Annotated in this window: 15 protein-coding genes; 11 read left to right on the top strand and 4 right to left on the bottom strand. The window is 62.4% G+C overall.

The window, feature by feature from the left end; genetic code table 11:
- Nucleotides 1-20: 20 nt before the first annotated feature.
- Nucleotides 21-572: a hypothetical protein gene (locus tag MRBLMA1_RS09750; RefSeq protein WP_363736434.1), complete on the bottom strand. Its 552-nt coding sequence runs from the start codon at nt 570-572 to the stop codon at nt 21-23.
- Nucleotides 573-709: 137 nt separating this feature from the next.
- Here MRBLMA1_RS09750 and MRBLMA1_RS09745 point away from each other — a divergent pair, with 137 nt between their 5' ends.
- From MRBLMA1_RS09745 to MRBLMA1_RS09715, 7 genes are all read left to right on the top strand, one after another.
- Complete coding sequence (locus MRBLMA1_RS09745; RefSeq protein ID WP_363736432.1) at nt 710-2,425, top strand: N-acyl-D-amino-acid deacylase family protein; 1,716 nt, start codon at nt 710-712, stop codon at nt 2,423-2,425.
- Nucleotides 2,426-2,532: 107 nt separating this feature from the next.
- Complete coding sequence (locus tag MRBLMA1_RS09740; protein WP_363736431.1) at nt 2,533-3,333, top strand: SDR family NAD(P)-dependent oxidoreductase; 801 nt, start codon at nt 2,533-2,535, stop codon at nt 3,331-3,333.
- Nucleotides 3,330-4,445, top strand: a complete 1,116-nt coding sequence (locus tag MRBLMA1_RS09735; protein WP_363736429.1) for an epoxide hydrolase family protein — start codon at nt 3,330-3,332, stop codon at nt 4,443-4,445. The genes MRBLMA1_RS09740 and MRBLMA1_RS09735 overlap by 4 nt, the downstream gene beginning before the upstream one ends.
- 69 nt (nt 4,446-4,514) lie before the next feature.
- Entirely contained in the window at nt 4,515-5,711 is a 1,197-nt protein-coding gene (locus MRBLMA1_RS09730; protein WP_363736427.1) for a hypothetical protein, read from the top strand.
- Nucleotides 5,708-6,499, top strand: a complete 792-nt coding sequence (locus MRBLMA1_RS09725) for a glycosyltransferase family 2 protein (protein ID WP_363736425.1) — start codon at nt 5,708-5,710, stop codon at nt 6,497-6,499. The genes MRBLMA1_RS09730 and MRBLMA1_RS09725 overlap by 4 nt, the downstream gene beginning before the upstream one ends.
- A complete protein-coding gene (locus MRBLMA1_RS09720) occupies nt 6,496-7,797 on the top strand; it encodes a lipopolysaccharide biosynthesis protein (RefSeq protein ID WP_363736423.1) in 1,302 nt (433 codons plus the stop codon). Before MRBLMA1_RS09725 ends, MRBLMA1_RS09720 begins: the two co-directional genes overlap by 4 nt.
- Nucleotides 7,794-8,933 carry a glycosyltransferase family 4 protein gene (locus tag MRBLMA1_RS09715; RefSeq protein WP_363736421.1) on the top strand — a complete coding sequence of 380 codons (1,140 nt, stop codon included), beginning with the start codon at nt 7,794-7,796 and terminating at the stop codon, nt 8,931-8,933. Before MRBLMA1_RS09720 ends, MRBLMA1_RS09715 begins: the two co-directional genes overlap by 4 nt.
- On the opposite strand, the gene MRBLMA1_RS09710 is transcribed toward MRBLMA1_RS09715, so the two are convergent.
- A complete protein-coding gene (locus tag MRBLMA1_RS09710; RefSeq protein WP_363736420.1) occupies nt 8,845-9,756 on the bottom strand; it encodes a glucosamine inositolphosphorylceramide transferase family protein in 912 nt (303 codons plus the stop codon). The two genes, MRBLMA1_RS09715 and MRBLMA1_RS09710, sit on opposite strands and share 89 nt — an antisense overlap.
- A gap of 331 nt (nt 9,757-10,087) precedes the next feature.
- Here MRBLMA1_RS09710 and MRBLMA1_RS09705 point away from each other — a divergent pair, with 331 nt between their 5' ends.
- Genes MRBLMA1_RS09705 through MRBLMA1_RS09695 form a run of 3 tightly spaced genes read left to right on the top strand, consistent with a single transcriptional unit; the run spans nt 10,088 to nt 15,636 of the window.
- Nucleotides 10,088-11,398, top strand: a complete 1,311-nt coding sequence (locus MRBLMA1_RS09705) for a TolC family protein (protein WP_363736419.1) — start codon at nt 10,088-10,090, stop codon at nt 11,396-11,398.
- 1 nt (nt 11,399) lies between these two features.
- Nucleotides 11,400-12,515: an efflux RND transporter periplasmic adaptor subunit gene (locus MRBLMA1_RS09700; RefSeq protein WP_363736418.1), complete on the top strand. Its 1,116-nt coding sequence runs from the start codon at nt 11,400-11,402 to the stop codon at nt 12,513-12,515.
- Nucleotides 12,516-12,519: 4 nt separating this feature from the next.
- Nucleotides 12,520-15,636 carry an efflux RND transporter permease subunit gene (locus MRBLMA1_RS09695; RefSeq protein ID WP_363736417.1) on the top strand — a complete coding sequence of 1,039 codons (3,117 nt, stop codon included), beginning with the start codon at nt 12,520-12,522 and terminating at the stop codon, nt 15,634-15,636.
- Nucleotides 15,637-15,676: 40 nt separating this feature from the next.
- On the opposite strand, the gene MRBLMA1_RS09690 is transcribed toward MRBLMA1_RS09695, so the two are convergent.
- Nucleotides 15,677-17,113, bottom strand: coding sequence for a hypothetical protein (locus MRBLMA1_RS09690; RefSeq protein ID WP_363736416.1), 1,437 nt, complete (start codon nt 17,111-17,113; stop codon nt 15,677-15,679).
- Between the two features lie 372 nt (nt 17,114-17,485).
- Here MRBLMA1_RS09690 and MRBLMA1_RS09685 point away from each other — a divergent pair, with 372 nt between their 5' ends.
- Entirely contained in the window at nt 17,486-20,029 is a 2,544-nt protein-coding gene (locus MRBLMA1_RS09685; RefSeq protein WP_363736415.1) for a TonB-dependent receptor, read from the top strand.
- Between the two features lie 120 nt (nt 20,030-20,149).
- Here MRBLMA1_RS09685 and MRBLMA1_RS09680 read toward each other — a convergent pair whose 3' ends face one another.
- The gene (locus MRBLMA1_RS09680; RefSeq protein ID WP_363736414.1) at nt 20,150-21,409 is read right to left on the bottom strand and encodes an MFS transporter; all 1,260 of its coding nucleotides are present in this window, start codon (nt 21,407-21,409) and stop codon (nt 20,150-20,152) included.
- Nucleotides 21,410-21,432: the final 23 nt, after the last annotated feature.

Below are 21,432 nucleotides of genomic sequence, written 5' to 3'. Positions count from 1 at the left end.
TCCGCCGGGCTGATCTGCGTTCAGAAAAGATCGGCCATCTGACGGATCGGATCCTTTCCGTCCCAGCCCCTGGCGGCCCGCTTTATCTGTTCATAGGCGTCGAAAATCTTCGCGGCGGGACCGACCATCTTGTTGGTTTCCAATATCTCCACGAAATGGCCCAGCCGTTCGCGCGCATCGACATAGCAGAAGCGGATACGGTCCTCCCCCGCGAGCGATACGCCCTTATAGGTCGCCATCTCGCCGGCCTGTTCATGACGGGCGACGATCGCATCATAATCCTCGTCACTTTTGACGTAGCTGTGGTGGAACAGTTCGCGTCGCCCGGCGATCCCCTCGGCATAGATGGAATGTCCACCCGCTGGCACCTGGAGCAGTTCGATCTGCAGATCCCCCTTGTACCCGAAGGCGACCTGTATCCTGTCATAATGCGCGGCCTTGCCCTGATAAGTCAGGTCGTAAAGCGGGAATTCGGCGAAATAGAACGGGCCGACGCCGTCCCTGGCGATCATGTCGAGCGCGGTAGCCTTTATGTCCTGCGTCGAATATGCGACTTGGGAAACTTCGGTCATCAATACCTCTCCTTGCTCCAGCAAAGGCAGAGTAGCAGCAGCCGTTCGCCGGTCTTAGTCCGGTGGGACGTTGGCTGCGCGATCCATGGGGATAAACCGGCATGATAGCTTGATGGTTGCGACTGAAGGAGATGAAGGTGTCGAAGAATGTGGGGAGTGTCCTGATCAAGGGCGGTCAGGTCATCGATGGCACGGGTGCGCCTGCATTCGCGGCGGACGTTCGCTTGGCGGACGGCCGCATTGTCGAGGTCGGGCCCGATCTGGCGGCGGGCGCATCCGAGGTGTACGACGCCTCGGGCTGTTATGTCAGCCCCGGCTTTATCGACACACACACCCATTATGACGGTTCGCTGTTCTGGGATCCGTCGTGCGATCCGATCCTGCAGCATGGCGTGACGACCGTCCTGATCGGCAACTGCTCGCTCGGCCTCGCCCCGGTGCGCAAGGAAAGCGTGTCCGATCTCGCCACGCTCTTCAGCTATATCGAGGATCTGCCGAAGGACACGTTCGAACAGGAAATTCCCTGGACCTGGGAAAATTTTGAAGAATATGCCGCCGAGATGCGGAGCCGCCGGTTCGGCGTCAATGTCGCGTCCCTGGTCAGCCACTCGCTGCTGCGCACCTTCGAACTGGGACAGGATGCCTGGACGCGCGCCTCGAACGACGAAGAGATCGGGCGGATCACCGCCAATTTCGATTCCGCCATGGCGGCAGGCGCCTTCGGCATTTCCAGTTCGCGGTTCGACCGCAATCCTGAGGGCGATCTGGTGCCCAGCTTCCATGCGGACAACAGCGAACTGGCTGGCATCTTCGGCATCGCGCAAAAGTACAAGGGCGTGTTCCAGGTGATCCCGGACATGGGGAGCCTGGATCAGCAGGAGAAGGACCTGCGGGAATATTGCGGTTATTCGATCAAGCATGGCGGCGTGCCGGTGCTGTCCAACGGCATCTATCAGCGCCCGGACGACCCCGATTACCATCCCCGGTTGATGAAGATGGCCAGGGAAGAGCGGGCGAAGGGCGCCAACTTCCATTTCCTGGCTTCGCCACGATCGATCGAACTGCTGGTGAACTTCCACCAGGCGATGGTCTTCATCTATGTGCCCAGCTGGAATGCCGTGGTGCAGCCGGGCATGGCGATCGAGGAAAAGCGGCGGCGCCTGGCCGATCCCGAATGGCGGGCGCAGGCGCGCGCGGACTGGGATTCAGTGAAGGAAGGCTTCCCGAGCGGCGGCATGATCCGCGGCTTCCGCATCGTCAAGGTCGGGAAAGCGGAATATGAGAATTATATCGGCAAGACGTTCGACGTCGTCCTGGACGAGCGCGAAGGTCATCCGTCCGACATTCTGGCTGACTGGGTGCTCGAAAATGATTTCGAACCCGAGTTCGTCTATCCCTTCACCAATACGGACGAGCGCATCGTCGGCGAGTTGCTGGCGGCGGACGAAAGCATCATCAGCGCGAGCGATGCCGGTGCGCATATCGGGATGTTCGACGGCGCGGGCGACACCACGCTCGTTCTCACCCGCCACGTGCGTGATCGCCCCGACATGACGCTGGAAAATGCCGTGAAGCGCATGTCGCGCGATCAGGCGCTCATCCTTGGACTGAAGGACCGCGGCGTCATCACGGAAGGCGCGATAGCCGACATCGCCGTCTTCGACCTCGACAAGCTGCACTGGGATGTCGAGAAGAAGGTGCAGGATGTTCCGGGCGGCAAGGCGCGGTTCCGCCGACCGGTGGGCGGCTTCCGCTACACCTTCGTCAATGGCGTCCTGGCGCAGCGGGACGGGGAACTGACCGGCGAACTGGCTGCCCGCTTCCTCGATGCGAGCGATCGCATCGCGGCCTGAACAAGCTGCGATGATGGCGGAACCTGAGCTTCCGCCATCTGCGCTTCGCTGCGCCCTTGGGCCGATGGCTGGCGGAGTCGTCTCTCCAGGCTGAAGAAGGGTGCGGAATGGACACAAGACTGGATGGCCAGGTCGCGATCGTGACGGGGGGCGCCTCCGGCATAGGTTTCGCGACGGTCCGAAGCCTGGCGGCATCCGGCGCTCGGGTCTGGATGGCGGATATCGACGAACCGGGAAGTCTCGGTGCGCAGGCCTCGCTGCGCCGGGATGGCCTGGATTGCGTCGTCAGGCCAGTCGACATGGGCGATCCCGTCAGCATCGCGGCCCTGGCGGGAGAGGTCATCGATGATGAGGGCGGCATCGACCTTGTCGTCAACAACGCCGTGCGGACGGACGGACGGGATGAACAGGTCGCGGATATAGACGCGGCATTATGGCAGGAGTTGCTGGCGGTCAATCTGATCGGGCCAGCGCTGTTGGCGCGCGCTGCCATACCCTCGATGATCAATCGCGGCGGCGGCGCCTTCGTCCATGTCGCGTCGGTTGGCGGCTTGCGCGGGGAAGATACCAGGACCTGTTACGGCACTGCAAAGGCGGGCCTGCTCGGCCTGTCGCGATCGATCGCGGTGCAATATGGCAAGCAGGGCATCAGGAGCAATTGCATCGCGCCCGGACTGGTGATGACGCCGGCGGCACAGACGGCATTTGATCCGGCAATGCTGGACATGCTGCGGCATCATCATATGACGGCGGAGCTTGGGACTGCTGACGGAATTGCTAAGGCGATCACCTTTCTCCTGTCGCCCGCCGCCGCTTTCCTGACCGGCCATGTCCTCGTGATGGACGGCGGCTTTTCGATTGCCACCCCCATTGTGCCGGCCTTCCGAAGCATGGGGCAGGACGGATGACGACCCCTCGCCCCTTTGTCATCGATGTGGAGCAGTCCACGCTCGACCGGATCGACCGCAAGCTCGCCGACAGCCGCATCGGCTATGCGCCACAGGACGACAGGGACTGGCGCTATGGCACCGACGCTTCCAGTCTTTGCGCCTTTGTCGATCATTGGCGCAACGATTATGACTGGCGGGCGCAGGAAGCGATGCTGAATCGCTGGCCGCAGGCGCTGGCCGAGGTGGATGGCGTGCTGCTGCATTTCTATCATATTCCCGCACCCGGCGGCGAGGCCGGACGACTGCCCATTCTGCTGATGCATGGCTGGCCGGGTTCGATCGTCGAGTTTCAGGCTGTCATCCCCCTTCTTCTGGATGCGGGCTATCCGCTCGTCGTGCCCTCCATTCCCGGCTTCGGATGGTCCGGCAAGCCGCCTCGTCCCTTGGGGGAAAAGGCCATGGCCGCGCTGATGCGCAGGCTGATGGTGGATGTTCTGGGATATCCCCACTTCCATGTGCAGGGCGGCGATTTCGGATCGCTGGTCGCGACGCAGCTAGGCATCTGGCATGCCGATGCCGTTGCCGCTCTCCACCTCAACTTCTACCTGCCCGACGGTCCCGGAACATCGGCCGATCCGGAACTGCAAGCCTATTGGCAACAGCTCGCATCGCTCACCTATCCCGAATCGGGCTATCTGCATCAGCAGGGGACGAAGCCGCAGACACTGGCGCTCGCACTGCACGACAATCCCCTCGGTTGGGCGGCCTGGACCCTGGAAAAATTTCATGGATGGAGCGACTGGCGGAGCACGGGAGCGAACGGTTTCCAGACCGATCAGCTGATCACCAACATGATGACCTATCTTGTCACGGACTCGGTGATTTCATCGATCTGGATGTATCACGGCTCGTCCCATGAACAGGGCAAGGAAGGGCGGGTCGAAGTGCCGACCGCGATTGCGCGTTTTCCAGGCGAATTTTACCCGTTGGCCGACCGATCGCTCGCCGCACGGCGCTATAATATCGTGCGCTGGACGGAAATGACTGCCGGCGGGCACTTCGCCGCGATGGAAGCGCCGGAGGCGTTTGCCTCCGATCTCATCGCCTTTCTGGACGGCCAGGATTGCTGACCCGGAATTTTTTTGCAGCTTTCGGGAATCCGGGCTGCGGTATGCTGGTGGCGGCGGCGTCACAGGCAAATGCGCATAGGATTTCTGTTCAACCACGATCAGATTCATCAGATCGCCCACAGCCTGCCCATTGCCATCGCGCTGGCAAAGGGGGGCTTTGCAGGCGAAATCATGGTCGCCACCACCAACGGTCAACTGGCCGCCGAAGTCAGGCGACTGGCCGGGGAATGGCTGGATTCGAAAATCCAGCATGTGGAACTTTCGCTCTCCCCCTCTACGGCCAGGATCAGCCGGCTGCTGGAACATGTCGTCCCGGCCTCCAAATTGCTGGTTTATCGCGACAATCTCGATTTCTTCCGCAGCCTTGATATTCTGGTCGTCGCGGAAAAAACATCGCTGCTGCTCAGGTCGCGCTATCGCCTGGACAATCTGTTCATCGTGCATACCCGCCACGGTGCGGGTGACCGGGCCATTGGTTTCGACAAGGCCAGCGCGCGCTTTGACCATGTCCTTTGTTCGGGCGAGAAGATCCGCCGCCGATTGATAACCGAAGCGCAGGTTGATCCGGACGCCATCAGCATCGTCGGCTATCCCAAGTTCGACATGATCCGCCAGGCTGGACGCAGCTATCATGTGGAGCGCGATCGGCCGACCGTGCTCTACAATCCGCATCCCTCGCCGCACCTTTCGTCCTGGTACAGGCATGGGCGGCAGGTGCTTGACCATTTCCAGCGCCATGACGATCGGGCCCTGCTGTTCGCGCCCCATGTCATGCTGTTTCAACGGCCGTTCGTGGTCACCATCGACAGGCTGACGATCAGCCGGGCGGGCGTGATCGAAAACCGCTATCTGCACGGGGACAACATCCACATCGACCTGGGCAGCCGCGCGTCCACGGACATGAGCTACACGACCGCTGCCGACATCTACCTGGGTGATGCGAGCAGCCAGATCTATGAATTCCTGCTTCGTCCGCGCCCTTGCATCTTCCTGAACAGCCACGCAATCCAATGGGAAGGGAATCCCAACTTCGCCCATTGGCAAGCCGGTGAAGTCATTTCCGATCCCGCAGCGCTGAGTTCCGCGCTCGACCGCGCGGACGCTCTGCACCACGAAAGATACCGCGCCGTACAGGAAAGGCTGTTCGCCGAGAGCTTCGACCTGAATGGCCGTCCCTCGTCCGAAAGGGCGGCGGAGGTGATCGCCATGCTGGCAGAGCGCCAAAGCACCGGTCGTGATCCCCTTTCGGCCGTTCGCGCGGCGTGACGGCGCTGCTGACCATCATCCTTCCCTTCTTCAATGAACAGGGATGGATCGGCCGCACGATCGACAGCCTTGTCGCGCAGAATGACGAGCGCTTCCTGCTGCTGCTGATCGACAACGGTTCGACGGATGGAGGCGCGGCCGAAGCGGCCATCCATATCGCGGCTCTGGGCGACCGCGCGAGAATTCTCTCCTGCCCCACACCGGGGAAAATCAATGCGCTGGCGGCCGGTCTGGCGCAGGTCGATACGCCGCTGGTCGCCACCTGCGACGCGGACACCATTTACCCGTCCGATTATGTAAGGCGCATCATCGCCCTGTTCGGCCATCATGACGGCGCCGCGGCGGTGATGGCGATCGACCTTTATGCGCCGGCAGAGGATATGCGTTCGCAGCGCCGCATCGCCTTCATCCTGCGCAAGGGCCGGCGCTTTGCGATCAAATGCCATGCCGGCGGCTATGCGCAGGCCTTCCGCACCGCGGCGCTGCGCGCCGGCGGCGGCTTCGACGCAGCGCGCTGGCCCTATGTGCTGGAGGATCATGAGATCGTCCATCGCATCATGCGCCATGGCCGCGTGGTCTACCATCCCGACCATGTCTGTTTCCCCTCGGAACGGCGCGTATCACGCGATGCCGTAAGCTGGACCAGGGCAGAGCGATTGCTCTATCGCTATTTGCCCGGCAGGGCGCTAGACTGGTATTTCTATCATTTCCTGGGGCGCCGCCTTGCCGCCCGCAACAGCATGGGCGTCGCCTTGCGGAACAAGGATTGGGCTTCGCCATCGGCATGACGGAACGCGTTGGAATTGCAGGGCGCATATTCAAGGGATTGGGACTTGTGCTCGGCGGAAAGGCGGGCGCGGGTGTCATCAGCCTGATTTACCTCGTCATCGCGGCCCGCGCCCTCGGGCCGCGCGACTATGGCATATTGGTGCTGGTCCATGCTTATGTGACGGCGGTTTGCGGTATCGTCGAATTTCCTGCCTGGCAGGCGATCATTCGCTATGGCGCGGAGGCGACGGCGGACAATTCGCCCCATCGGCTCGCCAGGCTTCTGCGGTTCGGCACCACGGTCGAACTCGCCGGGGGTGCCGCAGCGATCCTGGTGGCGATGATATTGGCCCCGTTCGTCGGGCCGCATCTTGGCTGGCCACCCCAGACGGTCGCCTTCGCCATTCCCTATAGTTTCGCTGTGCTGGGATCGGTGCGTTCGGTACCTGCCGGCTATCTGCAACTGATAGGCCGTTTCGACCTTATCGGGGTGCATAATGTGGTTCAGCCGACGATCCGACTGGCCGGCGCGCTGCTGGCGCTATTGACGGGATGGGGCATCGCCGGCTTTCTGGTCGCATGGCTGATCGCCGCGCTGGCTGAATTCGCGGTGCTCTGGGGTATGGGGTGGTGGTGCGCGCGCCGCCATCTGGGGCCCGTCCTGCATCGTCCCGAAAGCGGCAGCGCGAGGACCGACAATCCCGGCATCTGGCGCTTCCTGGTCGCCAGCAATGCGGATGTCACGCTGAACGAACTGGCCGGCCGCATAGCGCCGCTGATCGTCGGCTGGGTGCTTGGACCGGCCATGGCCGGGCTGTTCGCCATCGCCCAGCGCGCCACCGTGATCATCGCCCAACCCGCGCAGATATTGGGTAACACCGCCTATGCCGAACTGGCGCGCATGGTGGCGGCGGGCGAAGGCGGCGCTCCGTTGCGCAGGACATTGGTCCGGGTCGTGGGTATCGCCCTGGCCGCGGCGGCGCCCGTCGTCCTGATCGCCGCACTCTTCCCGACGCCGATCATCACGCTGCTGGGCGGGACGGCGTTCAAGGCGGCGGGCGGCATCATGGTCGTGCTGATCGCCGCGCGCATGATCGCGGTCATTGGGCCGCCGTGCAGCTCGGCCCTGTCCGCTATGGGATATCCCGCCCTGTCGATGAGCGCCAACCTGTTCGCCAGCATGATCTTTCTTCCGATACTGCCATGGTTGCTGAGCGAAGCTGGCCTGATGGGCGCCGGTTTGCAGGCGGTGGGGCAGGCGCTGCTGTCCAGCGCCCTGCTTTCAGGCCTGGTGTGGCGGCGGAGCCAGCTTCATTGAGCCGCCCGCGGATCGCCTATGTCATCAACTCCGTGGAGGGGGGAGGGGCAAGCCAGCCCGTTCCCGCCATAGCCCGCGTGCTCCGCGATGGCGGAGCGCAGGTGCGCCTGTTTGCGCTTACCCCCCGGGATCGCCGGGGCCTTCCCGCCATGGCGGCGGCGGGGCTGGATCCCGCCGTGCGCGAGGGCGGCCTGACGGACCATGTCGCCGCCGCGCTCTGGCTTCGGCGCGAACTGCGGGCCTGGGGCGCGACCCATATCTGGTCGTCGTTGAGCCGCGCGACGATCCTCAGCCTGATCCTTGGTCCGTCCATGGGCCTGCCGGTGATCTGCTGGCAGCATGCGGCCTTCCTCAAGCCCTGGAACCGGCGCCTCATGCGGCTGCTGTCGCGGCGCGCGACGTTGTGGGTAGGGGATTCCCGGTCCGTGACGGACCTGACCGCGGAACGGCTCGGGGTTCCGCTGGAGCGCCTGAGATGCTGGCCTATCTTCGCGGCCGATCCGGCAATGGTCGAGGCGCGGCCGTGGCAGCCGGGCGAATGGCTTCGCATCGGCAGCCTTGGCCGCCTGCATCCAGTTAAAGGCTATGACCTGCTGATCGCTGCGCTGGCCCGGTTGAAGGCTGGCGGCTTCACCCCCGCTACTCCCGTCCAGTTCGTGATTGGAGGCGAGGGCGCGGAACGGCAAAGACTTGAGGCCATGGCAGCGAGCGCGGCGCTCGACACCATCGCCTTTCCGGGTTTCGTTGATCAGCCGCACGCCTTTCTTTCGAACCTGCATGCTTATGTGCAACCCTCCCGGTCGGAGGGATTCTGCATCGCCGCGCATGAGGCATTGACGGCGGGCCTTCCTGTCCTGGCGTCGTCGGTGGGGGAACTGCCCTATTCCATCCGCCAGGATGTGACCGGACTGATCGTTCCGCCCGGCGATGCCGACGCCCTGGCGCGGGCGCTCCAGACCATGCTGTCGCAGCCGGAAAGGCTGCATGCGATGGGGCAGGCCGCGCGGGCCGACATGCTGGATCGCTTTTCCTGGGCGCAGTTTGCGGCTACGGGCGGCGCGATCCTGAACGAAATCGTCCCAGTTGACGCTGGACGTCCAGCGCCAGGCCCTGCAGCGATGCGTCGATCCGCTTGACGTCGAACAGGGTGATGTCGCCGCATGCCGTCAGGCTGTGCATGCCCTGGCTGTAGTCGCCGACGTCGGCGGGGGGTATCAGGGCATCGCCGGCCTCCGCCTCGAACTGCCGCTCATCCAGGCGATTGATCCACAGGGGCCTGATTGCGCCGCCATAGGTGGCGGCGCAATCCTGCACCGGCAGCATGATCCTGTCGCCGAGCGTGACAGCGGTCCCGCCCGGACGGGAGGAACGGAGGTCGATCCGCACGGGATTGGCCGGGTGGGGAATCCATGGGCCGCACAGCCTGTCCGCCCAGGCGACATGAAGATGGGCCAGCTTCGTGGTTCTGGTCGTCGCTGGTGAATAGAACAGGTACCAGCGTCCGTCCCGCCGGAGGATGGTGGCGTCGACGGGCACGCAATCCAGTTCGATGCGGCATTCGGGCCGCCAGTCCAGAAGACCGCCATGATCGCGATAAAGCGTCAGGGCTCCCGACCGGTGCGCTTCGGGCAGCATCCAGACGGCGCCGTCTGCGGCAAAGACTTGTGGATAGGAGAGATGCCAAGGTTCGCTGAGGCAGGGGTTGCGATCCACAAGCTGCATATGTTCATCGAAAAGCAGCCTTTCTATTGTTCCGTGCCGGGAACGATAATCATATTGCTCAACGAACAGATGCAACCGCCCCTCTTCGTCGCGCAAGCCGAAAGGGTCGGCCAGAAACTGGAAGGACGGTTCCTCGGCAAGCCAGGTGACCGGCCCGTCCATCGCGCCGGTCGCCAGAACATGTTCCAACGGGCGGGCGAGTATCCCGCATCTCCATATATCCTTACGCCGGGGCATGATGGTCCATATCAATTGTATCGGGGGGTGTGAAGCCGACATGCTGGCATGGATTGCCCTGGTCCGGGGCGCGCTCCATCGTCAAATGCTTGTCTTGCAAAGTTGTCGGAAGATGTTGAAGAGATTATTACAATATATGCATGTCAACTTCAGATATTGATAAGAGATAATATCATAACATCAAATACTCACCTCCTCCATTGTCATAAATATGCCAAAAATGACGAATTACGCCTATATTAAATTTAATTTAGATTGATAGACAATCTTGCGGCGCGCCTCCCTTCTGATAGACGGGCCAGGTCCATCTTCAGGGAATGTTCAGCCGCCAATGCCGTTTTCCAACGTTGCGCCAGGCTCGCGGTTCGCGAGCCTGGCGGCATGCCTGTTTTGCGCAGCGATTCTGCATCCGCTTCCGGCGATTGCGGCTGTTCCCGCGCAAGCAGAGACAGCCGCCGCGCCCATCAGCCTGGATGCCGCCCTGACCCTGGCGGACGAGGCGAATATCGACGTCATCCGTGCCCGTCTTGCGCTGAAAACCGCGCAGGCGAACCTCCGCATGGCCGATACGTCGCCCAATCCGGCGTTCAGCGTCAATTCTACGCAGATCAGGCCGTCGCAAATCGGGGTTGTTCCTTATGATCGGCTGGCCGACACAGTGGCCCGCGTCGACCTTCCGCTTGAGCGGGGGGGCAAGCGGCGCGCGCGAACGGCGGCGGCCAACGCGCTGATCGACGCGGCGCAGGATGATCTGGTCAGTGCGCGCCGTGACATGCGCGAGGCCGTGTATGACGCCTATTTCGACCTCAAGGCGGCCGAAGACCGCGTCCGGATATTGCAGACCATAGCCAGCAGCTATGCCGACAGCCTCGCCATTGCAGGCAAGCAGCAGCACGTCGGGGCTCTCTCCAGCGGGGATCTCGCCCGGCAGACGGTGGAGGCCGCCCGCGCCCGCACCGACGCGGCGCAGAGCGTCACCCAATGGCATGCCGCGCAACTCGCGCTGGGAACGCTGATTGGGCGAGAGGTGCAATCGGACATGCTGGCGACGACCGGCGACTGGCCCGCGCCCGGCGGCATGAATGAACAGGCGGCCGATCTGATCGCTCTGCGTCGGCCGGATGTTCTCGCGGCGCAGGCCAGGACCATGGCGGCGAGGCGTGATGTCGATGGCGCGCGCGCGCTGCGCCATCCCGATGTGACGGTGGGGGTCCAGTATGAACGCGCCAGCGGTGCCCTGGGCGTCGGTGACTCGGTTGGTCTGGGCGTGTCCCTGCCCATCCCCGTCCGGAATCGCTATATCGGAGAGGGAGAGGCTGCCGAGACCGCGCTGGTCCAGGCGGAAGCTGAGGAACGCAAGGCGATCTCGGTCGCCACGGCCGACATCCTGATTGCGCGACAGGCGCTCCAGGAAGCCGTCGATCGCCAGCGCGCGTTCGACACAACGCAGCTTCCCGCAGCCCGCAGGGCGGCGGAGGTGGCTGAGTTCGCCTATGGCCACGGCGCCACATCGTTGATGGAACTGTTGGACGCCCGCCGTTCGCTGCGCGCCGTGGAACTGGGCGCGATCGATGCGCAATCTGATGTGGCCAACGCCATTGCGCGGCTAAGCGCCGCTGAAACTACCGGAGACGATCGCTGATATGACGAGGAGTTTTCCTCTGCGCTCCGGCGCCTCGCTGGCTGTGCTGATGCTGCTTGCAGCCTGTGGCGCCGCCGATGCGCCGCCACCCAAGGCGCCGAAAAAATCGCCGGACATGATCAGCTATGCGCCGGGTTCGCCAGAACTGGATTCGCTGCAACTGGTAACGGCGTCGAGCGGTCCTTTGCCCGTTTCCGCCGATCTCAATGCCCGCATCGTCCTGGATGAAGCGCGCACCAGTCGCGTCGGCGCGCCCGTGGCGGGTCGCGTGACACGGGTGCTGGCGGATATCGGCCAGGCCGTTCGGGCGGGCCAGCCGCTCGCCTATCTCGATGCGCCCGACGTCGGCCAGTCGCGCGCAGACCTGCTGACGGCGCAGGCGCAGCGCAATCTGAAGGCGCGGGAAATGGAACGTTCGCGGATGCTCTTCGCGGGCGGCGCCATAGCTCGCCGCGACGTCGATGCGGCCGAGGCCGATGCTGCCTCCGCATCCGCCGAGTTGGAGCGCGCCAGCCTGCGGCTGCGCAATCTGGGCGGCGGGAGCGGCGATGCCTTACCGCTCACAAGCTCGGTCGGCGGATATGTCATTGATCGGCAGATCAACCCTGGGCAGCAGATTTCAGCCGGGCAGAGCCCGCTCTACACGGTGTCCGATCCGCGTCATCTCTGGGTCAATGTCGATGTGCCCGAAGATTCCGTCGGCCGCGTGCGTGTTGGCGAACGGATCGAATTCGATGTTCCGGCCTATCCCGACCGCCACTTCAGCGGAACCGTCACCCAGATCGGTCTCGCGGTCGATCCCGCCACCCGCCGCGTCCAGGTACGCGCGGAAGCGGACAATCCCGACCTTGCGCTGAAACCCGAAATGTACGCCCGGGCGCGTCTGACGACGGATGACGGCCGTCGCGCGATCAAGGTGCCCAATGCCGCGATCTTCGAATCAGGGATGAAAAACTATGTCTTCCGTGCCGAAGGTGGGGGCCGCTTCCGACGCGTGGCGGTAGAGGTGGGCGAGCGCGGCGACGCCTATTCTTATGTGACCGCCGGCCTGCGCAACGGCGATCGCATCGTGGGCGAGGGCGCCTTGCTGCTGAACGCACAGCTCTCCGGGGACTGAATCGATGCTGGAACGTCTGGCCCGCTTCGTCGTGGAGAAGCGGATATTCGTGATCATGATGGTGGTCGCTCTGATCATCGTTGGCGGCAGCGCCGTGACGACGCTGCCGATCGAGGCCTTTCCGGACGTGCAGGACGTCCAGGTGGTCGTCATCAGCCAGCGGCCGGGGCAGGCGCCGGAGGAGGTCGAGCGCTCCATATCGCTGCCGATCGAGCGTGCGCTGGCCGGGACGCCAGGGGTCAATGACATCCGTTCGGTCTCGATCACCGGCCTCTCCGTCGTCACGCTGATCTTCAACGACGGGACCGACGATTATTTCGCTCGATCCCAGGTGCTTGAAAAGCTGCGCGACGCCGATCTTCCGGACGGCGTCGTGCCCAGCCTGGCGCCCCTTTCCACCGCGGTCGGCGAAGTCTATCGCTATGTTCTCGACAAGCCCAAGGACATGCCGCTGTACGAAGCGCGCGCGATCCAGGACTTCGTGGTGCGTCCGGCGCTTCGCATGGTGCCAGGTGTCGCGGACGTCACCAGCTTTGGCGGCAGCATCAAGCAATATCAGATCCTGATCCGTCCGGATCTGCTCAAACGCTATGGCGTTACGGTCGCCGACATCCAGTCGGCGGTGGGCAACGCCAATTCCAACGTCGGCGGCGGCGTCATTCCGCGCGGCGACGAGGTTGTCGTGGTGCGCGGCATCGGCCTTTATCAGGGCATAGACGATGTCGGGAACACCGTGGTCAAGGCGCAGAACGGCAATACCGTGCGCGTTCGAGACCTGGGTGACGTGAAGATCGGCACGCCCGAACGAAGCGGCATGGTCGCCTATGACCACAAGGACGATGTGAGTGAAGGCATCGTCACCATGGTAAAGGGCCAGAATGCCGCTGTGGTCGTCGCCGGCGTCCGCGAGGCGGTGGACAGGCTGAACGCGCAGTTCCGCCTTGACGCCCAGCGAACGGGGCATGAACCGATCCAGATCAGGGCGACCTATCAGCGCACGAAGCTGCTGGACCGCACGGTCGAGACGGTCGCAGAAAACCTGGTCGTCGGCGCGACGCTCGTGACGGTGCTGCTGCTCGCCTTCCTGCGCAACTGGCGCGCCGCGCTCGTCGTCGCGGCGATCATTCCGCTGGCGCTGCTCGCTGCCTTTTCCGGGCTCAGCTTTGCCAATGTGCCGGCCAATCTGATCTCCATGGGGGCGGTCGATTTCGGCATCATCATCGACTCCGCCGTGGTGCTGGTCGAAGCGCTGATGGTCGCACTGGCGCTGGAGGCAGCGAAACATCAGGGTACCCAGCCCGACAAGATCCGTCGCAAGCAGGTGTTGCGCAATACGGTCACCAGCCTGGCGCGGCCGATCCTTTTTTCAAAGGCCATCATCATCATGGCCTTTGTACCCATCTTCACCTTCCAGCGGGTGGAAGGAAAGATGTTCTCGCCGGTGGCGCTGACGCTGTCCTTCGCGCTGGGCGCCGCATTGGTGCTCACCCTGTCCTTTCTGCCCGCCGTGCTCGGTTTCCTGGTGGAACGCTACGACATGGCTGAAAAGCACATTGCGTGGATGGACCGGCTGAAGGATGGCTATCGGCGGATCATCACCCGGTCGCAGCCGCGCACGAAGGTTCTGTTCGGCGCCTCCGCGCTGGTGCTGCTCATCACGGTCGCGCTGGTGCCCCGTCTGGGTTCGGAATTCCTGCCCAAGCTTGATGAAGGCAATATCTGGCTGACCGTGCAATTGACCCCGTCGGCATCGATGGACACCACCCGCAAGGTGGAAGCGCGCATTCGCGGGATCATGCTGTCCTATCCTGAAGTCGCCCATGTAGGTTCGGAAACCGGGCGCCCTGACGACGGTACCGACCCCAAGGGGCCGTCCAGCATGCAGATGCTGATCGACCTCAAGCCACGGAACACATGGCGTCCGCAATTCCCGACCAAGGCGGCGCTGGAGGACGACATGCGCAGGAAGATCGCCGCCATACCCGGCGTGCCGACCAATTTCAGCCAGGTGATCGAGGACAGTGTCGAGGAAAGCCTGTCCGGCGTGAAGGGCGAAATCTCCATCAAGATCATCGGCACCGACCTCAACATCCTGGAAGCGCTTGGCGAAAAGACAGCGCGCGTGGTTGCGGCCGTGCCGGGCGCTTCGGATGTCGATGCCGTGAAGATCGGCGGCCAGACCGAAGTGCGCGCCGTGCTGGATCGGGATGCCATGGCCCGGTACGGCCTGAATTCCGATGATGCCAACAAGGCGATCGCGACGGCGTTCGGCGGTGCGACGGTCGGCTCAGCCTATGAAGGTGACCGGAATTTCGACATTGTCGTGCGCTTTGCGGCGGACCAGCGCAATGCGATCGACGATGTCGCCCAGCTGCAAATTCCGCTGCCGGCGGGCGGCACCATCTCGCTGGGCGGGGTTGCGCATATCAGCGTTGAAATGGGCGCGTCCCGCATCAGCCGCGAAAATGGCAGTCGCAACGTCGCGGTGAAGGCGAATGTCGACGGTCGCGACCAGGGCGGCTTCGTGGCGGATGCACAAAAGGCGGTGGCCGAGCAGGTGAAGCTGCCCGCCGGCTACCGGATGGTTTGGGGCGGCCAGTTCGAAAATCAGCAGCGCGCCATGAAGCGGCTGGAAATGATCGTTCCCATCGCGCTCTTTGGCATCTTCATCCTGCTTTTCGGAGCGTTCCGTTCGGTGCGATCGGCCCTGCTGATCCTTGCGATGGTTCCTTTCACCGCCATCGGGGGCGTTGCGGCGCTCGCGCTCGCAGGCCTTCATATGTCGGTATCCGCGGCTGTCGGATTCATCGCTGTCGCCGGCATCTCCGTCCAGAATGGCGTGGTGATGCTGGAGCATATTACCCACAGATTTGAAAATGGCGACGCCTTTGGCAAGGCCGTGGTGGAGGGTGCGATCGACCGCCTGCGGCCGATATTGATGACGGCCCTGATGGCGGGGCTGGGCCTGCTGCCGGCGGCGCTGTCGACGGGGATAGGGTCCGAGACGCAGCGTCCCTTTGCGTGCGTCATCGTCGGCGGCATCATCTCCGCAACCTTGTTCATGCTGCTGCTCTTGCCTCTCTCACTGCTGTGGATAGAGCGCGAACGGCAACCGGCCTGACCTGCCGCCTTCTGAACAGCGGTCGAAAGTGCTTGGGACGTCAGTTCATGAGGTCGTGATAGTGCGTCGGCGGCGATGGCAGGGTGGCGCGCGCCATGGCGCCCGAGACGAGAAGAAATGCCATCGTCAGCAAAGCCAGCCTCCTTGCGTGCAGGGCTTTCCCCGGCTGCCAAAGGATGATCCACCCCAGCGCCGTCGCCAGCATGACCCAGAGGTGATAGCGCAGGTCGGACGAAATGCTGATCAGGACGAAGCTCGCCTCCTGAAAGAGCGCGGAGAGGAACAGCGCCGTTGCAAGGTCGCGCCGCGCATCCGCCGGTCGATGCCAGGCGTTCCACAATCCCCAAATGGCAGCCACGGTCCAGAGGATCGGCCACGCCAGGGGAACGTCCGTCATCCATCCTGCGGCCTTCTGCCATTGCATCGCAATGGGCGAGGGGTCGGCGAAACCCAGATCATTGGGTTCCGATCGCATCGGCGGCGCTGCCAGGGGCCAGTGCAATGGCACGAGCCAGCGCTCGGTCGAATTCAGATGCGCGAGCCGATGGGCAGCATAGGCGGCGGGATGTGTCGCCAGCGCTCTGGAAAATTGGCGGAAGAGCTGGCCGAGCGATGCGTGGCTCCAGGGACGGATGGCGGCGGCGCATGTGGCATTTTCGTCGAGAGGATCCCAGAACAGCGGCTTGACGCAATGATGCGCCTGCAGCACCCAGATGGACGGACGCGGAAGGCCGAAGGACGGGTCGTCCGTCCGGACGGCTATCGCGGCAAGGTCATATATCGGCTGGCTGCTGCGCACGCCGCTGTCGCGCGCGCCAAGCAGGACATGATTGACCGGCTGGGACAGAAGCAGCGCGGCCGGGATCGCCACGATCATGGCCGCGATCCATGCAAGGTCATTGCGCGGCCGGGGCAAGAGCAGCATCGCGATGGGTATTGTGGAAAAGGCGCCGTTCGCGCGGACCAGCGTGGCATAGACCAGGCAGACAATGGCGATCGTCGAGGCGGTAAGGGGAACGGGCCTGCCGCGCAATCGATAAGCGCTGACAATGCCGGTGGCCAAGGTCAACGCACCTGCAAGCTGGCTGTCCTTGATCACGACCGCGAGCCAGCCGAGCAGCAGTGGCGACGCACCGACGGCCAGCAGCGCCGCAGCCTTGCGGTTGTTGCCGACCGCCTGTCCTGTCAATCCCAGTCCGATCCAATATGCCGCCATCTGGATGACCAGCAGAACCGCGGCGCTAGGCCCGGCGAAAGCGAACAGGGACCAGAGCCGCGCCATCACCGGCGGATGCCAGTCGGTGTAGCTTTGGCTCAGTATCTCGCGATACTGGACGATAGTGTCATATGCGGCGATGCCTGGCCAGAACAGCGGCAGTGATGCGGCCAGAAGCAAGCATGCAGCGATCATCGGCCAGGTCGGCGCGGAGCCCATCCGCTGTTCTGGGTTGCCCTCCATCGCTTTGCTTGCCTCCATCAGGTGACTTCCCGAATATATTGATATGCGAAGCTTCATCCAGTCAGCATGATGCAATCCTCATGGAGCATGAACTTGCTTTCGCTAAGACCGGACGCTCACGCGCGTCGCGGCGGACTGGCCGGACAGCCGCCCTGTGGAAAGCCATGGCTGGGGGTGCCGTTCAAACCATTTATATGCGGACCAGAGCGAATCCATTCGATCGGAAGCTGTCTTCGGTCAGGAATTCACGCAAAAAATCAATGACGGCAATCTGATTCGACCAGATGGAACCCTCTCTAGTCCGTTCGGCCTAAAATTATGGCGAACGCCGGTGGTAGATTCGTTGCACCATCTCCGGGGTCATGGAGAGGTAGAAATGGGAGGATGAATATGAGGGCCGTAAAACCCGCATTCCACTACACCGTCTCCGCTGCGTGTATTGCGATTGCAATGGCTGGGTCGTCGACTATCGCGCAGGCGCAGTCGGGCAACCAGGCCAGCAATCTTGAAGATATCATCGTGACGGCACGCCGGGTCGAGGAAAATCAACAGAAAATTCCGGTCGCCGTGACGACATTGACGGCGGCGTCCATGGAACGCCGAAACGTGGTTGCAGTGAACGATCTTCAGTTCAGTGTCCCCAATCTGCAGATCAAGCCCAGCAATAACAATCCAAGCCTGCCCGAATTCATCATTCGCGGACAGCGTCAGGTTCTCTATACCGATGAGAACGTCGTGACATATGTCAACGGCGTTGCGCAAAGTACGCGCGGTCTGTCTCTCTATGACCTTGAAAATGTTCAGGCGCTAAAGGGTCCCCAGGGGACGCTCTTCGGCAAGAATTCGATGGGTGGCGCCATGGTCTTCACCACCGCCCGGCCCAAATTCGATCCTGAAGCGCGTTTTGACCTGGAAATGGGCAATTACAATCGCGTCCAGGGCACCGTGATGGGCAACATTCCCCTAATCGACGAAGTGGCGGCGCTCCGCATCGCCGGGCGAATCGAGAGGCAGGATGGATTCTTCAAGAATCTGCGTCCGGGTGGCAAGGATCTCAACGACCGAAACAACGAAAGTTTCCGTGTCTCCCTTCTGGTGAAACCGGGCGATCGTTTTGAAAACCTCACGACATTCGACTATATTCACAAAGACGAAATACCCACGCCGTCCTTGATCGAGGCTGCGCCGCTCGCAAATAATTTCTTCCGCAGCGTCACGCAGCAGGCGGTGACGCAGCAAAGCGCCCTTGGTGGCAGCACTCCTCTTGTGGACACGGCCAACGGTCTTTTGGTGCGCCAAGGCAATCCATTCCGCTCGGTCGCCTTCACGGGCATTGGTAAAACGCTCACCAATGCGCGTTATCCTGCCCTGACAGGCTTCGGGGCACGTTCCGAAGTCTATGGGATCGCCAATACCACCAGCTTCGAACTGAGTGACGCGGTCACGCTGAAGAACATCATCGGCGCCCGCTATGAGGAGGCTCTGGACTTTCAGGATCCTTCGGGAATTACCGGAATGACTTTCGACTTCGGTACGTTGTTCGGCGCGCCTCCAGGGTTTGTGACAGGTCAGGCTACGAACAACGACACATATTATCGAAATCAGTATAAAACATTTTCTGATGAGTTCCAGGTCATCGGAAGATGGGGTAATCTCAATCTGATTACCGGCTTGTACTATGCCCATGTCAAGCATCAGTATAACGTCAATTCATCCTTCGTCGTCGGCCCCGCATCTTTCTACGGTCCGGCCTTTGAGAAGCATGGAGCGATGCGGGATTCGACCGAATCGATGGCTGCGTTTGCTCAGGGCACCTATGATTTCAGTGGTGTCGGGCTGGACGGCCTGCGCCTGACGCTGGGCGCGCGTTATACCCGCGACAAGAAAGAGATGCGGGGGGAAGGTTTCTACTCTACGTCTACGGAGACAGTGCAGTCGTGGAATCCTGCGTTCCCGCAAGGACAATGCAACGAACTGAACGGCACTTTCGGCAATGCTGTCGGCGTGAACAATGGCGCTGAATGCTCTTTGACGAACCATCGGACCTATAAGGCTGTAACCTGGACAGGATCGCTGGAATATCAAGCGACGCCCGACACACTCCTGTATTTCGCCTCGCGCCGGGGCTTCAAGGCAGGCGGCCCGAACCCGACGACCCGAGTTCTTGAATTCAGCATGTTCGGACCGGAGAAGATTACGGACTTCGAATTGGGGCTCAAACATCAGGGGCGCCTGGGCAGCGTTCCCTATCGTCTGAACATTGCCGGATTTATCGGCAAATATCGCGATATCCAGACGTCGGATATCCTTCAATTCTGCACCAACGACAACGTAGGCTGCTCTGGTGGCGGCGTGTTCACCGAACTCATCCTCCTCAATGTCGGCAAGGCCACGATCAAAGGCATCGAAGTGGAAGGTTCGATCAAGCCGGTCCCGCAGCTTGAGTTGAATGCCGGCTATTCCTATCAGGTTGGCCGCTATGGCAGTGGTTCTATCGTGCCTCAGCCTACCGACCCTGCCAATCCGGTCAACGCGGCCAATCCCATCAACTTCGCGGGTGGGGTGGACCTTTCGGGCAAGGAATTCGCGGGTGTTCCACGCCAGACGCTGACGCTCTCTGGGACGTATGAGGCCGACTTCATCCCCGAAAGCTTTGCCAAGACGCGTTTGAGCGTGAATTACTTCCACCGCACGAAAACCAAGGGGCTGGCGGTGCAGGGTATTTTCGGAACGCCTGCTTTCGATACGCTTGGCGCGCGCCTGTCGTTCGATCAACTTTTCGAATCGAACTTCTCTCTTGCCCTGTGGGGATCGAACATCACGAACAATTATTACAAGCTTTACTGCAGCAATAACCTCAACAGCATCGGCTACGCCGCTTGCAAGTGGGGCGATCCGCGCACCTATGGCGCGACGCTGTCAGTCAAGTTCTGATCAACAAGACCACCGGGCGATGCGATTGCATCGCCCGGTTTTTTTGCGTCTGTCGCATTCGCCGCCCGGACGTTCGGGTCGCGGTGTTCCTCGCCGAGCGGGACGCGATGTGGAAATGCCCTACATGGTTGGAACGGGTACCGGCGGCTGCAGCCTGCCCAGCGCGAACATGCCAAGCGCGCCCAGACCCATGACCCCCCCCAGGACCAGCAACATCATGTCGTAAGTGCCGGTCCGGTCGTATATCCAGCCGGCGCCGATCGGCCCCATCGTCGCGGCGACCGCGGCGATCGAATTGATGCCGCCAAGCAGTGCGCCAAAGCTGCGCATGCCGAAATATTTCGACACCAGATAGATGACGACGTCATTCTCCGCGCCGACGGTAGCCCCGAAAATGGCCGTCGCGATCACAAGCACGCCAACGCCGGGATCGTGTTGCATCATCAACCCCAGGCCGAACAGGGGCAACAGGAAGATGAGGGTCGCGACGATATGGGTGGGGAAGATGTCGAGCAGATGCCCGACCGAAAGTCGGGCAACCAGGCCGACGATGCCGACAAGCGCCGCGATCTGCGCCGCTGCCCCAAGGCTGATATTCTTGCTCATCAGAAGGGGAACCAGATTGGGCGCGAGCGCCATCGTATATAGTATGAAACTGAACATGCCGCCGACGATCAGCCAATAGGCCGGCTGGCGCATGGCTTCCCGCGCTGTCACGCCGGGGAGGGAAGAGGCCGGATCCATGCCCATCGGCGCAGCTGCGGATCGCGCCGGGCCGGTCGGCCGGGCAAAGAGGCTGACCGAGAAGGGCAGCGTAAGGCCGAGCCAGATGGCGGCTGTACCGATCAACGCCGCGCGCCATTGAAAGGCTTCGATCAGTGCCGTCGCGATGAGCGGCGCGAGGGCCGCCGTCAGGGATGAACCGCTGAGCACGGCGGCAATGGCCAGCCCTCTCCCTTTGTCGAACAGGGCGGCGATGCTTCTGGTCCATACCGGACCCTGCATCATTCCAACAGCCAGTGCCACCAGCGCCCAAAGCGCAATCCAGTTGCCCATGCTTCCGTCCGCCTGGGACAGCAGTGCGAAGGACAAACACAGCAGCAACTGGCCGAAAAGGGCGACGGGCCGCGCACCGAAGCGATCGACCGCGAGCCCGCCCAGCAGGTTGAACAGTATCGCCGCCCCTGACATGACCGTAAAACCGGACATGGTCTGCGCGCGCGACCAGCCAAATTCCTGCTCGATCGCACCCACGAACGGGCCGAAGCAGAAAGTCTGAAGACCTATGCAGGAATAGCCCATCGCGCCGCCCAGCACCACCGGCCAATATCTGCGCCACTCCTCCTTGGCCGATTGGGGGGATCCGCTGAAATGCGTCATGGCTGGCATCCTCTCTGTCGACG

Origin of the sequence: Sphingobium sp. LMA1-1-1.1 (genome assembly GCF_040676365.1) — a bacterium.
Taxonomy (GTDB): Bacteria; Pseudomonadota; Alphaproteobacteria; order Sphingomonadales; family Sphingomonadaceae; genus Sphingobium.
Note: the sequence above shows the minus strand (reverse complement) of the source record. Positions and strands in the feature narration are given on the sequence as shown.

Bases quoted from the DNA above. Each gene is read 5' to 3' on its own strand.
- MRBLMA1_RS09720 (WP_363736423.1), top strand. From the start codon at position 6,496: ATGACGGAACGCGTTGGAATTGCAGGGCGCATATTCAAGGGATTGGGA.
- MRBLMA1_RS09690 (WP_363736416.1), bottom strand. From the start codon at position 17,113: ATGGAGGCAAGCAAAGCGATGGAGGGCAACCCAGAACAGCGGATGGGC.
- MRBLMA1_RS09705 (WP_363736419.1), top strand. From the start codon at position 10,088: ATGCCGTTTTCCAACGTTGCGCCAGGCTCGCGGTTCGCGAGCCTGGCG.
- MRBLMA1_RS09735 (WP_363736429.1), top strand. From the start codon at position 3,330: ATGACGACCCCTCGCCCCTTTGTCATCGATGTGGAGCAGTCCACGCTC.
- MRBLMA1_RS09750 (WP_363736434.1), bottom strand. From the start codon at position 572: ATGACCGAAGTTTCCCAAGTCGCATATTCGACGCAGGACATAAAGGCT.
- MRBLMA1_RS09695 (WP_363736417.1), top strand. From the start codon at position 12,520: ATGCTGGAACGTCTGGCCCGCTTCGTCGTGGAGAAGCGGATATTCGTG.
- MRBLMA1_RS09710 (WP_363736420.1), bottom strand. From the start codon at position 9,756: ATGCCCCGGCGTAAGGATATATGGAGATGCGGGATACTCGCCCGCCCG.
- MRBLMA1_RS09685 (WP_363736415.1), top strand. From the start codon at position 17,486: ATGAGGGCCGTAAAACCCGCATTCCACTACACCGTCTCCGCTGCGTGT.
- MRBLMA1_RS09700 (WP_363736418.1), top strand. From the start codon at position 11,400: ATGACGAGGAGTTTTCCTCTGCGCTCCGGCGCCTCGCTGGCTGTGCTG.
- MRBLMA1_RS09730 (WP_363736427.1), top strand. From the start codon at position 4,515: ATGCGCATAGGATTTCTGTTCAACCACGATCAGATTCATCAGATCGCC.
- MRBLMA1_RS09740 (WP_363736431.1), top strand. From the start codon at position 2,533: ATGGACACAAGACTGGATGGCCAGGTCGCGATCGTGACGGGGGGCGCC.
- MRBLMA1_RS09680 (WP_363736414.1), bottom strand. From the start codon at position 21,409: ATGACGCATTTCAGCGGATCCCCCCAATCGGCCAAGGAGGAGTGGCGC.